Here is a 13,899-nt window from a genome sequence, read left to right as displayed (position 1 = left end):
CGCACGCGGTTGTACGCCAATACTGACCCATGTATATTGGCCGGGCATTGGACTGGGACACACCCAGTGGGGACCTAATTCGGCAGCAATGCGCTCGGGGATGCAAATGGCCAGACGCTGGCATCTGCCGTTTCGGCTGCACGTCTCGGTGTTGATTGCCGTGATCGTGTCGTTGATCGGCGGCCTGATCAGCGCGGTCGACTACGAACATTCACGCACGATTCTTGAGGACAACTCAGCGAATCGCGTGCGTGAAATGAGTCGTGAGGCCGCGAATGAAATACAGAAGATGTTTACGCCGGCGTCGGTCGCGGTGAAAACACTGGTTTATGGCCGGGTCGTCAATGCGCATACGTTTGCGCAGCGCTCGGCGGTGCTCGGGGTGCTGCACGCGATCCTGGTCGCCTCGCCGGGCATGGAGGACCTCTACGTCGGCTACGAGAACGGCGACTTCTTCATGCTGCGCGCGATCCGCAGCGAGTTCCAGCGAGACGGCCTGCAGGCGCCTGACAACGCCCGCTTCGCGCTGCAGATCATCGAGCGCTCGGTGTCGCCGCCGGTCGGGCGCTTCATTTATTTCGACGATGCGCTGCGCGTCATCAAGGACGTCGCGCGTCCCGACTATCCGGCCAGCTACGATCCGCGCACGCGCGACTGGTACCGACAGGCGCTGCGCCGGAAGCGGCTGATCCGCACCGCGCCCTACGTGTTTTCCTCGGTGCGCGAGATCGGCACCACGCTCGCGATGGCCGCGCCCGACGGCGGCGCGGTGGTGGGCTGCGACGTCAACCTCGACACGCTGCAGCACATGCTCGCACCGCAGGATGGCCTGCCGGGCCTCGCGTTCGCGCTGATCAGCGCGGACGGGCAGCTGGTGGCCTCGTCGCTGCGCTTCGATCCGGTGCAGAAGGCGACCGAGGAGCTGTACCGGCTGGCCGGCATGGACGAGATGCGCCAGGTGCCGATCCTGGCGCGGATGGCGGCCGGCGTGCGCGCGGCCGGCCGCGAAACGGGCGGCGCGGCGTGGCGTTCGTCCACCGTGGTCGACGCGCAGGGCGGGCGCTGGCACCTGACGATCAACCGGCTCGACGTCGACGACGTCGAGCCGCTCTACTTGAGCTCCGCGATCCGCCGCGAGGACCTGATGCGCAGCGCGGACCACCGGCTGATGATCGAGGGGCTCGTCACGCTCGCGATCATCGTGCTGTCGATTCCGCTCACCTGGCTGTTCGCCGGCGTGATCGCGCGCCCGCTCACGCAGCTGGCCGCGCAGGCGGCCACCATGCGCCGCTTCGAGCTGGCGCCGGGCAGCGAGATGCTGAACTCGCACATCAGCGAGATCGACCGGCTCGGGCAGCGCATGGAGGAGATGAAGCGCACCATCCGGCGCTTCCTCGATACGATCCAGGCGGTGGCGGCCGAGCCCGACTTCGACCGGCTGGTGCAGCTGCTGCTGACCGAGATGCTGGCGGAGGCGCACGCCGACGCGGGCGTACTGTACCTGGCCAACGAGGACGGCACGCTGCTGCAGCCGGCCGCCGCGCGCGACACGCGACGTGCCGCGGTGGACGAGGTGCTGCGGCCGCTGGAAGTGGCGACGGCGCCGGCCCTGATCCGCGCCGCGCTGGCCGAGAACCGCGCCCGCGCCGGGCGGCTGTCGAACCCCGACATCGTGCAGGCCGGCTTCTCGCACTTCCGGCTCGGCACCGGCGACGCGGCCGTGGTGCCGCTCGTGAACCGCGAGGGCGTGCTGATCGGCGCGTTCGTGCTGCTGCATTCGGCGCCGCTCGAACAGATGCAGCTGTCGTTCATCGCCGAGCTGACCGGCCTGTTCGTCAGCGCGATCGAGACGCGCGAGCTGATCAAGATGCAGCGCGCGCTGTTCGAATCGTTCATCCAGCTGATCGCGAAGGCGATCGACGCGAAGAGCCCGCACACGGGCGGCCACTGCAACCGCGTGCCCGAGCTGACCAAGATGCTCGCGCGCGCGGCGTGCAGCGCCGGCGACGGCCCGTGGCGCGACTTCGACCTGAACGCGCAGCAATGGGAGGAACTGCACGTGGCGGCCTGGCTGCACGATTGCGGCAAGATCACCACGCCCGAATACGTGATCGACAAGGCCACCAAGCTGGAGACGCTGTACGACCGCATCCACGAGGTGCGGATGCGCTTCGAGGTGCTCAAGTGCGAGGCCGAGATCCGCTGCCTGCAGGCGGTCGCGGCCGGCATGGCGCGCGACGAGGCCGAGGCGACGCGCGACGCGCTGCTGCGCGAGCTGGACGAGGAATTCGCGTTCGTGGCGGCCTGCAACGAGGGCGGCGAATCGATGGACCCGGCCCGCGTCGAGCGGCTCGGCCGGATCGGCGCACGCACCTGGCGGCGTACGCTCGACGACCGCCTCGGCGTGTCGGAGGACGAGCGCAAGCGCCAGGCGCGCGCGCCGCGCGCGCCGCTGCCGGTGCGCGAGCGGCTGCTCGCCGACAAGGCCGAGCACCGCATCGAGCGCGAGGCGGCCGCGCCGTTCGGCATGGCCGACAATCGCTGGGGCTTCCGGATGCCGGTGCCGGAACTGCTGTTCAATCGCGGCGAGCTGCACAACCTGTCGGTCGCGCGCGGCACGCTCTGCGACGAGGAGCGCTTCAAGGTCAACGAGCACATCCTGCAGACCATCATGATGCTCTCGCAGCTGCCGTTTCCGCGCCACATGCGCAACGTTCCCGAGATCGCCGGCGGCCACCACGAGAAGATGGACGGCACCGGCTACCCGAAGGGGCTGCGCGGCGAGCAGATGAGCCCGCTCGCGCGGATGATGGCGATCGCCGACATCTTCGAGGCGCTGACGGCCGCCGACCGCCCCTACAAGCGCGGCAAGACGCTGTCCGAGGCGATCTCGATCATGGCCGCGATGCGGCAGGCGCAGCACATCGACGCCGGGCTGTTCGCGCTGTTCCTGCGCTCGGGCGTCTATCTCGACTACGCGCGCCGCTTCATGTCGCCCGAGCAGATCGACGAGGTCGACATCGGCCGCTATCTCGAGCCGACGGCGACGATGACCGCCTGAGCGGCCGGCCTTCGGCGCCCGCCACGTTTCGCACGACGAAAAAAAACGGCCCCCGCCGGGGCAGCGGGAGCCGTGAAAAGCGACATGCACCTTCATGTCGCCGGAGATGCGTTCAAGTGGGACACCTCGCTTAAGTTGCCTGGGCGGGCGCGCCTGCCGGACCGGCCGCGCGGACAGGCAGCGCCGCCGGGATCGATGCGGCCACGGCCGGCGCGGTGCCGTCGTGCCCGCCACCCGCCGCGCTCCAGCCGCCGCCCAGCGCGGCGATCAGCCCGACGGCCGCGAGCTGGCGCCGCGTGTCGAGTTCGATCATCGCGATCCTCGTGTCGAGTTCGGTGGTCTGCGCCGTCACCACGTCGAGATAGCTGACCACGCCGTCGCGATAGCGCGAGGTGGACAGCCGCAGCGTGCGTTCGGCCGCGTCGAGCGCTTCCTGCTCGCGCGCGGCCTCGTCGCCGAGGTGGTGCGTGAGCGCGAGGTCGTCCTCCACCTGCTGGCAGGCGCGCAGCACCACCGAGCGATACCGCGCGCCGTTCTCGGCGAGCCTGGCGTGCGCCTGGTCGGTGATCGCCTGGCGGCGGCCGCCGTCGAACAACGTCAGCATCAGGCTCGGCCCGACCGACCAGATCTCGTTCGGCGCGCTGAGCCAGTGGCCGAGCCCCGAACTCTGGTAGCCGCCCACCAGCCCGAGCGTGATGTCGGGGAAGAACGCGGCGCGCGCCACGCCGATCCGTGCGTTCGCGGCGGCCACGCGCCGCTCGGCGGCGGCCACGTCGGGGCGCCGCTGCAGCAGCGCGGCCGGGATGCCGGCCGGGATCGACGGCAGGTGCGCGGCGTCGAGGCGCGCCGGCAGCGAGAACGACGAGGCCGGCACGCCGGTGAGCGTCGCCACCGCATGCTCGTAGAGCGCGCGGCGCGCCCGCACGTCCTCGGCCGAGGCGCGCGCCGCGTCGAGCTGGGTCTGCGCGCGCGAGACGTCGAGATCCGAGGCGATGCCGCCGGCATGGCGGCTCAGCGTCAGCTTCAGCGCGCGCCCGTAGGTGTCGATCGTGTCGGCCAGCATGCGCTGCTGCCGGTCGAGCCCGCGCAGGTTGAAGTAGGCGCTCGCGAGGCTGGCCTGCAGGCTCAGCCGCACCGAGGCCAGGTCGTCGGCGCTGGCCTCGGCGTCGGCGCGGCCGGCCGCCACCTCGTTGCGCACCTTGCCCCACAGGTCGAGGTCGTAGCCGAAGCCGGCCTCGAGCGTGTTGGCGCCGTAGACGTCGGGCTGGGTCGCGCCGCGCAGCGGCCGGGTGGCCGAGGCGCGGTTGCTGGAGACCTGCGTGTCGAGACCGAGCATCGGGAACAGCCCGGCGCGCGCCTGCTCGAACAGCGCGTCGGCCTCGTCGTGGCGCGCCACGGCGGCGGCGACGTCGGGGTTGGCGCGCGCCACCCGCGCTTCCAGGCGGTCGAGCACCGGGTCGCGGAACGCCTGCCACCAGCTGTCGCGCGCGATGCGGTCGGCGGGCCGCGCGGTCTGCCAGCCGCCCGCCTCCTTGAACGCGGCGGGCAGCGCGGTGGCGGGCGCGTGATAGGTGGGCGCGAACGAGCACGCGCAAAGGAACGCGACGCTCGCGAGCATCGCGCAGAGCCGGCGCTTACCCATGCGACTGCTCCGTCTTCGATGCCGCCGGCGTGGCCGACGCGAGCGCGGCGGCCGGCGCCGCGAGCCGCACCGGGTCGCCCGAGGCGAGCGAGTCGGGCGGGTTGTCGATCACGCGGTCGTCGGGGCCGAGCCCGGTGGCGATGCGCACCCGCGTGCCGAGATCGGTGGCGATCGTGACGTGCCGCAGCTCGGCGCGACCGTCGTGGCCGACCACCGCCACCTGCAGGCCGTCGCGGCGGAAGATCAGCGAGCTGGCCGGGATCGTCATCAGGCGCGCGTCGTCGGGCAGCGTGAAGTGGACCTCGGTGTATTCGCCGGGAATCAGCCTGCCGTCGCGGTTGTCCACCATCAGCTGCACCAGCAGCGTGCCGGTGCCGTCGGCGATCGAATCGTCGGTGTCCACCAGCTTCGCCGTGAAGGTTTCGCCCGGGTGCCCCGGCACGGTCAGCGTGGCGCTCATGCCGGGCCGGATCGAGCCGGCCTCGTTCTGCGGCACGCTCACGTAGACGCGCAGCTGGTGGATGTCGGACACCGCGAACAGCTCGGGGCCGGCGCCCTGGCTCGCCGGGATCAGCTGGCCGATGTCGGTCTGGCGCGCGGTGACCACGCCGTCGAACGGCGCGACGATGCGCTTGAACGCCTCGAGCGCCTCCAGGCGCCGCACGTTGGCCTGGTTCGCGGCGACCATCGCCTGCTTGGCGGCGAGGTCGCCGGTCTTCTCGTCGGCCTCCTGCTGCGAGACCGAATCCTGCTGCAGCATGCGGGTCCAGCGCGCGGCGGTGGAGGCGGCCAGCTTCTCGTTGGCGAGCGAGCTCTGCAGGTCGGCGCGCGCCTGCTGCAGCTGCGCGTCGAGCTCGGGCGTGTCGATCAGGCCGAGCAGTTGGCCGGCCTTCACGTGCGCGCCGATGTCGGCGTACCACGCGTGCAGGTAGCCCGACACCTGCGCGTGGATCGGCGCGTTCTCGAACGCCGACAGGTGGCCCGGCAGCACCAGCGTGGCGCCGGCGCCGCCGTGCGAGGGCCGGTAGGCGACCACGGTGGGCACCGCCTGGGCGGCGGACCAGCTCGCCATCTCCCGCTTCGCGTGGACCCGGCCGACGATGCCGTTGGCGACGATGCCGACGGCGATCAGCGCGGCCACGGCGGCGGCGAGCTTGAGGTTGGGCAGCCGTTTCGGCGACTTGATTTCGATCTCAGTGGACATGGTTGGCTCCGGACGCGGAAGGGGAGGAGGCACGGGAAGCATCGCGCCGATGCACGAGGCTGAACACGACGGGGACGAAGAACAGCGTCGCGAGCGTGGCGCAGGCGAGGCCGCCGATCACGGCGCGGCCGAGCGGCGCGTTCTGCTCGCCGCCGTCGCCGAGGCCGAGCGCCATCGGCGCCATGCCGATGATCATCGCGAGCGCGGTCATCAGCACCGGGCGGAAGCGCGTGAAGCCGGCCTCCAGCGCGGCGGCGAGCGCGTTGCCGGTGGCCGCGAGCCGCTCGCGCGCGAAGCTGACCACCAGGATCGAGTTCGCGGTGGCCACCCCCATGCAGAGGATCGCGCCCGTGAGCGCCGGCACCGACAGCGGCGTGCGGGTGGTGAACAGCATCCAGACGATGCCGGCCAGCGCGGCGGGCAGCGCCGAGACGATCACGAACGCGTCGGCCCACGAGTGGAAGTTCACCACGATCAGCAGGTAGATCAGCGCGATCGCGCCGATCAGGCCGAGCAGCAGCCCGGCGAACGCGCCGTTCATGGTCTGCACCTGGCCGCGCAGCGTGACGGTGGAGCCCTTGGGCAGGTCGTGCGCGGTGTCCTTCACGATCCGGTCGATGTCGGCCGCCACCGCGCCGAGGTCGCGGCCCTGGGGGGTGGCGTAGATGTCGAACAGCGGCTCGATGTTGTAGTGCGAGACCACCGCGTCGCCGGTGCCGCGGGTGATCGTGGCGATCCCGCCGAGCAGCTGCGACCGGCCGCTCGCGCCGGTGACGGGCAGGTTCCACAGCGCCGGGAGCGTGGTCATCCGGTACTGCGGGGTCTGCGCGACGATCGGGTAGGACACGCCGTTGCGCGGGTTGAGCCAGTAGGTCGGATCGACCTGGCTGGTGCCGGCCAGGCTCGCCACCACCGAGTTCGTCACGTCCTGCTCGGTGATGCCGAGCTGGTCGGCGCGCGTGCGGTCGACCGCCACCGTGAACTGCGGATAGGTGGTGGCCTGCTGGATGCGCGCGTCGGCCACGCCGGGGATCAGCCGCAGCTTGCGGTAAAGCTCGCGCGCGTAGCGCAGGTTGGCGGCCTGGTCGGGGCCGGCCACCTGCAGGTCGACGGGCGCGGGCGCGCCGAAGTTCAGGATCTGGCTGACGATGTCGGCCGGCAGGAACGCGAAGCGGGTGCCGGGAAACGCGCGCGGCAGCACCTCGCGCAGCCGGCGCACGTAGCCGGCGGTGGGCGCGTGGCCGGCCGTGAGCGAGATCAGGATGTCGCCGTCCTGCGGCCCGATCGTGCCGCTGTTGTTGTAGGTCAGGTTGATGCCGCTCTTGGGCAGGCCGATGTTGTCGATCACCTCGCCCAGCTGGGCCGGCGGGATCACGCCGCGGATCGCGTTCTCGATGCGGTCGAACTCGGCGGCGGTCTCCTCGACGCGCGTGCCCACCGGCGCGCGCACGTGCAGCGAGATCTCGCCGGAGTCGATGACCGGGAAGAAGTTGCGGCCGAGCCACGGCGCGAGCAGGAACGAGGCGGCCACCACGCAGAGGAAGCCGGCCACGAACGGCTTGCGGCGCGTGAGCGCGAGCCCGAGCAGGATCCGGTAGGACGCGCGCACGCGCTCGAAGCGTTGCTCGAAGCCGCGCTGGAAGCGCACCAGCGGGTTGCGCGAGGGCGGCGCGTGATGGTGGCCGCCGTGCGGGTCCATGATCGCGGCCATCTCGCCCGAGGCATGGCCGCCCGGGGCGTGCGGCTTCAGCAGGTACTGCGCGAGCATCGGCACGAAGGTGCGCGACAGCACGAACGACGACACCATCGCGAAGATCACCGCCTTGGCCATCGGCACGAACAGGAAGCGCGAGATGCCGTCGAGCATCAGCATCGGCACGAACACGATGCAGATGCACATCAGCGCGACCAGCGCCGGCATCACGATCTGCTTCGCGCCGTCGAGGATCGCGCTGCGCGTGTCCTTGCCCTGCTCCAAGTGCCAGTTGACGTTCTCGATGGTCACGGTGGCGTCGTCCACCAGGATCCCCACCGCCAGCGCGAGGCCGCCCAGCGTCATCACGTTGAGCGTCTCGCCGGTGGCGGCCAAAAGCGCGATGGCCGAGAGCACGGCGAGCGGGATCGAGGCGGCGATGATCAGCGTCGAGCGCCAGCTGCCGAGGAACAGCAGGATCATCAGCGAGGTCAGCGCGGCCGCGATGATGCCCTCGCGCGCCACGCCGCTCACGGCGCCCTTCACGAAGGTGGACTGGTCGCCCATGGTCACGAGCTTCAGGCCCGGCGGCAGGGTCTGCTCGATCAGCGGCAGCTTGGCCTTCACGCCGGCGATGATGTCGAGCGTGGAGGCCGAGCCGTTCTTCAGGATGCTCATCAGCACCGCGCGATGGCCATCCACGCGCACGATGTTCGACTGCGGCGGGAAGCCGTCGCGCACGTGCGCGACGTCGCGGATCGTGATGGTGGTGCCGCCCGCCGACTTGATCGGCAGGTCGTTGAGCGCGTCGAGCGCGAGCGGGCTGTTGTTGAGCTTGATGTTGTATTCGAAGCGGCCGATCTTCTGCGTGCCGGCCGGGATGATCTGGTTCTGCTGCGCGAGCGCGTGCGCCACGTCCTGCGCCGAGAGGCCCTTCGACTGCAGCGCCTGCGGGTCCAGGTCGATCTGCACCTCGCGCGCCTTGCCGCCATACGGCGTGGGAATCGCCACGCCCGGCACCGACAGCAGCTGCGGGCGGATGAAGTTCTCGGCGTAGTCCTCGAGCTTCTGCTCGTCGAGCGTGTTGCTGGTGAGCGCGATCTGCAGCACCGGCACGGTCGAGGCGTTGTAGTTGAGGATCTGCGGCGGCGTGGTGCCGGGCGGCATCTGCTTGAGCACGGTCTGCGAGATCGAGGTGACCTGCGCCGTGGCGGTGCGGATGTCGACGGTGGGCTGGAAGAAGATCTTGACGATGCCGAAGCTGCGGAACGACTGCGATTCGATGTGCTGGATGTCGTTGACGGTGGTGCCGAGCGTGCGTTCGTAATAGGTGACGATGCGTCCGGACATGTCGTCCGGCTGCAGGCCGGCGTAGTTCCAGACGACGCTGATCACCGGGATGCGGATATCCGGGAAGATGTCGGTGGGCGTGCGTAATGCCGCGAGCGGGCCAGCCAGCAAGATCACGAGCGCCAGCACGATGAACGTGTAGGGCCGGACAAGGGCGAGCCGGACGATTTTCAGCATGGGGATGCGGCTCCGTAGAAAGCGTCGTTCGGTGGGTGGCGCGGGAGCGGGCCATGCGGGAAAACACGGACCGGCGCCGACGACAGCATTCTGGGGAGCGCGCCCTAACAGCCGGTCGCTAAAAACATGAAAGAAGTTTCATGGCCGCGCGCGGCGCGAGACATGGCGGTTTCATGCGGGGGCGGCGGGGCATGACGTACGGCGATCACGTCGAAATCGATGCGCGAGCAACGAATCGCGCGCCGCTGGTGTCAGCCGAGCATGTAGCCCGCGCCGCGAATGGTGCGGATCAGCGGCGTCTCGCCGGCGTGGTTGATCTTGCGGCGCAGGCGGCCGACGTGGACGTCGATCAGGTTGGTGCCGGGATCGAACCGGCAGCCCCACACGCCCTCGAAGATCATGGTGCGCGTGAGCACGCGTCCGGCGTGGCGCATCATGAATTCGAGCACGCGGAACTCGGTGGGCAGCAGTTCCAGCTCGCGCGCGCCGAGCGAGGCGCGGCGCTTGACGAGGTCGAGCTCGATGCCGTTGGCGCGCAGCACCGTGTCGGCATGCGCGTTGCGCGGGCGGCGCCGCATCAGCACCTCGAGCCGCGCCACCATCTCGTCGAGCGAGAACGGCTTGACGAGATAGTCGTCGCCGCCGGCGCGCAGGCCCGCGATGCGCTGGTCCACCTCGGACATCGCGCTCATCACCAGCACCGGCGTCTCGAGCCCGACGCCGCGCATCGCCGCCAGGATCGCGAGCCCGTCGAGATCGGGCAGCATGCGGTCGAGCGTGACCGCGTCGTAGTCGCCCGCCATCACCTTGGCGATGCCGTCGCGGCCGGTGCGCGCGACGTCCACCGTGTGGCCCTCGGCGCGCAACTGGCGCACGATGCTGTCGGCGATCAGGACGTCGTCCTCGATCGTCAGGATCTTCGGCATGGGCCGCGGGTCAGGCGACGGCGCGCAGCGGCGCGGCGCGTTCGGCGCCGCGATAGCGGCCCACCGCGAAATCGATGAAGCTGCGCACCTTCATGGAGAGGTAGTTGCGCCCCGGGTAGAGGATCGAGACGTTGCGCGGGCCGCCGTTGGCCGCGTAGCCGTCGAGCAGCGCGACCAGCTCGCCGCGCGCCAGATCGCCGGCCACCAGCGGCTCGGGCAGCAGCGCGATGCCCATGTGGGCGAGCGCGGCCAGGCGTACCATCGCGCTGCCGCTGGAGGCGAGCGCCTGGCCCGTGTAGACGCGGCACAGCTCGTCGCCGTCGGCGAACTCCCAGCTGCGCGCGGCGCCGTCCGAGACGATCAGCAGGCTGTGCTCGTTGAGCGCGGCGGGCCCGGCCGGCGTGCCGTGGCGCGCCAGGTAGCCGGGCGAGGCCACCACGATCTCGCGCACCGTGGTGAGCGGCCGCGAGACCAGCGTGGCGCTGGCGAGCCGACGATCGTCGGAGAAGCAGACGTCGTAGCCGCCCTCGACCATGTCGACGTGCGTGTCGAAGGTGGTCACGTCGAAGCCCACGCGCGGATGCTGGGCGCGGTAGGCGGCCAGCAGTTCGCCGAGGCCCGCCGCCGCGAAGCTCATCGATGCGGCGATGCGCAGCGTGCCGCGCGGGTCTCGCGTGGCGCGCACGAGGTTCGATTCGATCTCGTCGAGCTTCTCGATGATCACGCGGCAGCCGTCCAGATACTCGCGGCCCGCCTCGGTCAGCGACAGGCTGCGCGTGGTGCGGTTCAGCAGGCGCATGTTCAGGTGCGCCTCGAGCATGCCCACGCTGCGCGTGACGGCGGCGGCCGACATGCCGAGCTGCCGGGCCGCGAGGTTGAAGCTTTCGAGATCGACGACGCGCGTGAAGACGCGCATGGCCTGGAGCTGGTTCATGAGTGTTTGGACAACGATGGCGAGGCGTCCATGATCGGCCGCGGCAAATAACGCCACGGCGCCATCGACATGACGCTTGTGTCAGATTCGGGCGCGGCCCGCGCTTTCAGTTCGGCAGCCCGCTCGACTCGCGCAGGTCCTCGAGATGGCGGCCGAGCGACTCGTGCAGCCGTTCGAGGCTGCGCGGCGGCAGCGCGAAGCCGCTCCAGCCAAGCCCGGTGTGGCGCAGGAACAGTACCGCGCCGCCGTACAACGCGTGCTGCTCGGTGTACCAGCACGGATCCATCTCCACCACGTACTGCTCGGAGCGCGACGGCGTTTCGGGCACCGGCGGCTGCATCGAGGCGCGCAGCAGGCTCAGGTACTGGATCACGGCGTCGACGTCGGCCGGGTCGAGCAAGACCGACGCGCGCTCGATCGAGATCATCACGGCGCTCTTTCCGTATTCGTTGATCATTTCGATGCTCATCGGGCGTGTCATCTACGGCTCCTGTCGAGGTCACGATGAATCGATTATCGGACCGTGTCCTGGCGCCAATTCTGAAACTACGATATCGGCGGATGAAACTTTGTTTAAGGAGCGCCGGCCCCGCCAGTAGCCCGTTCCGGCCCGGGCGGCGACAAAACTTGCCTCACAATCCTTGCCTCGAAATCGGGCACCGCCGATACTTACGGGTTGCGTGCATATCCTTCCGACCACAAAATCAAACGGTTTATCGCCATGACCACGATTCTTGAAAGTCTTCCGACCGGCCAGAAGGTCGGCATCGCGTTCTCCGGCGGGCTCGACACGAGCGCCGCGCTGCACTGGATGCGGATCAAGGGCGCCGTGCCGTATGCCTACACGGCCAACCTCGGCCAGCCCGACGAATCCGACTACGACTCGATCCCGCAGCGCGCGCGCGAATACGGCGCCGAGAACGCGCGCCTGATCGACTGCCGCGCGCAGCTCGTCGCCGAAGGCATCGCCGCGCTGCAATCGGGCGCGTTCCACATCTCGACGGCCGGCGTCACCTATTTCAATACGACCCCGATTGGCCGCGCCGTGACCGGCACGATGCTGGTGGCCGCGATGAAGGAAGACGGCGTCAACATCTGGGGCGACGGCAGCACCTACAAGGGCAACGACATCGAGCGCTTCTATCGTTACGGCCTGCTCGTCAATCCGGACCTGAAGATCTACAAGCCGTGGCTCGACCAGCAGTTCATCGACGAACTGGGCGGCCGCGCGGAAATGTCCGAATTCATGAACAAGGCGGGCTTCGGTTACAAGATGTCGGCCGAGAAGGCCTATTCGACCGATTCGAACCTGCTCGGCGCCACGCACGAGGCGAAGGATCTCGAAAGCCTCGAGAGCGGCATCAAGATCGTCAACCCGATCATGGGCGTGGCGTTCTGGCGCGACGACGTGAAGATCGCCGCCGAAGAGGTGACGGTGCGCTTCGAGGAAGGCCGCCCGGTCGCGCTGAACGGCGTCGAGTTCGGCGACCAGGTCGAGCTGCTGCTGGAAGCGAACCGGATCGGCGGGCGCCACGGCCTCGGCATGAGCGACCAGATCGAGAACCGCATCATCGAGGCCAAGAGCCGCGGCATCTACGAGGCCCCGGGCCTCGCGCTGCTCTACATCGCCTACGAGCGGCTCGTCACCGGCATCCACAACGAGGACACCATCGAGCAGTACCGCGAGAGCGGCCGACGCCTCGGCCGCCTGCTGTACCAGGGCCGCTGGTTCGATCCGCAGGCGATCATGCTGCGCGAGACGGCGCAGCGCTGGGTCGCGCGCGCGATCACGGGCGAGGTGAAGATCGAGCTGCGCCGCGGCAACGACTATTCGATCCTCAGCACGAAGTCGCCGAACCTGACCTACGCGCCGGAGCGCCTGTCGATGGAGAAGGTCGCGTCCACCTTCTCGCCGCGCGACCGGATCGGCCAGCTGACGATGCGCAACCTCGACATCACCGATACGCGCGACAAGCTGCGCGTGTACTCGCAGGTCGGGCTGCTGACGCCGGGCGAGGCGTCGGCGCTGCCGCAGATCCGTCAGGACAAGGACGGCGAGTAAGCCGGCCGCGAGGCCGGCGGCGGCGCGGCGGCTCACGTCGTTGCGCGGTGTTTTCGTTACGTCGCTTCGCGACGTTTCGCTCGCCGTTTCGTTGCCGCGCCGGCTCGTCGCCGCGCCGTCCGCCGTCTTGCCGTACCGTAGCCGCCATCCCGCGCCGCGCGCGCGGGACGGGCGCCGCCTCCGGGCGCGCCCGTTTCTCCGCTGCGTCCCGCGCGGCGCCCGCCGCCCGCCCGCCGCATCCGGCCGTTCGACGCCATCCACCCGCCAAGCGAGGCGCCACGATGTTCACGATGATTCCCGAGCTGTCCTTCGGCCGCCGCACGGCGCTCTGGTGGTCCTGCTTCTGGCGCACCTTCCTCGCCACGCTGCCGGTCTGGCTGGCCGCCGTGGCGCTGGTGGCGCTCGCCTGGTCCGCGGGCCGGCACGGCGCGCCGAACTTCGTCTCGGATGCGGCGGCGTCGATGTACGGGATGATCTTCTACGGCGGCATGCTGGTGGTGCTGGTGAGCGTGCTGTGCGTGCCGATCGTCGGCTACATGACGCGCCGCGGTTTCGCCGCGCACCGGCTCACCGTGCCGGCGTCGTTCTCGTTCCGGCAGGCCGTGATGCTCGGGCTGACCACCTGGGGCTGGACCATCGTGGTATCGCTCGTCACCAACCTGCTGTCGACCGCGCTGAAGTTCGCGGCGGCGCAGGGCACCGACGTCGCGTCCGCCGGCCTGATGCTGCTCCTGCAGGTGCTCGTGCTGGTGATCGACCTGATCGGCACGTTGTATGTCGTCGTGCCGCGGCAGGCGTGGCGGCTGCGGCATCAGGCCGGCGCGGCGCGGGGTTAACCCGCGCCGCCGGG

General features: G+C 70.0%; 9 protein-coding genes. 3 read left to right on the top strand and 6 right to left on the bottom strand.

Going from position 1 to position 13,899, the window contains the following annotated elements:
* The first annotated feature begins 100 nt into the window (after window positions 1-100).
* Window positions 101-3,061, top strand: a complete 2,961-nt coding sequence (locus tag bpln_RS17020; RefSeq protein ID WP_055139346.1) for an HD domain-containing phosphohydrolase — start codon at window positions 101-103, stop codon at window positions 3,059-3,061.
* Between the two features lie 130 nt (window positions 3,062-3,191).
* Here bpln_RS17020 and bpln_RS17015 read toward each other — a convergent pair whose 3' ends face one another.
* From bpln_RS17015 to bpln_RS16990, 6 genes are all read right to left on the bottom strand, one after another.
* Complete coding sequence (locus bpln_RS17015) at window positions 3,192-4,703, bottom strand: efflux transporter outer membrane subunit (protein WP_055139345.1); 1,512 nt, start codon at window positions 4,701-4,703, stop codon at window positions 3,192-3,194.
* The gene (locus tag bpln_RS17010) at window positions 4,696-5,907 is read right to left on the bottom strand and encodes an efflux RND transporter periplasmic adaptor subunit (protein ID WP_055139344.1); all 1,212 of its coding nucleotides are present in this window, start codon (window positions 5,905-5,907) and stop codon (window positions 4,696-4,698) included. Before bpln_RS17010 ends, bpln_RS17015 begins: the two co-directional genes overlap by 8 nt.
* A complete protein-coding gene (locus tag bpln_RS17005; protein WP_055139343.1) occupies window positions 5,897-9,127 on the bottom strand; it encodes an efflux RND transporter permease subunit in 3,231 nt (1,076 codons plus the stop codon). The genes bpln_RS17010 and bpln_RS17005 overlap by 11 nt, the downstream gene beginning before the upstream one ends.
* Window positions 9,128-9,378: 251 nt before the next feature.
* Window positions 9,379-10,053, bottom strand: coding sequence for a response regulator transcription factor (locus bpln_RS17000; RefSeq protein WP_042626193.1), 675 nt, complete (start codon window positions 10,051-10,053; stop codon window positions 9,379-9,381).
* A 10-nt stretch (window positions 10,054-10,063) separates the two neighbouring features.
* A complete protein-coding gene (locus bpln_RS16995; RefSeq protein WP_042626192.1) occupies window positions 10,064-10,987 on the bottom strand; it encodes a LysR family transcriptional regulator in 924 nt (307 codons plus the stop codon).
* A 106-nt stretch (window positions 10,988-11,093) separates the two neighbouring features.
* Window positions 11,094-11,468 carry a hypothetical protein gene (locus tag bpln_RS16990; protein WP_042626191.1) on the bottom strand — a complete coding sequence of 125 codons (375 nt, stop codon included), beginning with the start codon at window positions 11,466-11,468 and terminating at the stop codon, window positions 11,094-11,096.
* Window positions 11,469-11,708: 240 nt separating this feature from the next.
* Here bpln_RS16990 and argG point away from each other — a divergent pair, with 240 nt between their 5' ends.
* The gene (gene argG / locus bpln_RS16985; RefSeq protein WP_042626190.1) at window positions 11,709-13,049 is read left to right on the top strand and encodes an argininosuccinate synthase; all 1,341 of its coding nucleotides are present in this window, start codon (window positions 11,709-11,711) and stop codon (window positions 13,047-13,049) included.
* 281 nt (window positions 13,050-13,330) lie between these two features.
* Window positions 13,331-13,885 (top strand): hypothetical protein, encoded by a 555-nt coding sequence (locus tag bpln_RS16980; RefSeq protein WP_042626189.1) that lies wholly within the window; start codon window positions 13,331-13,333, stop codon window positions 13,883-13,885.
* Window positions 13,886-13,899: the final 14 nt, after the last annotated feature.

This window comes from Burkholderia plantarii (genome assembly GCF_001411805.1).
Lineage (GTDB): Bacteria > Pseudomonadota > Gammaproteobacteria > Burkholderiales > Burkholderiaceae > Burkholderia > Burkholderia plantarii.
This window is presented reverse-complemented; position numbering and strand designations above follow the sequence as displayed.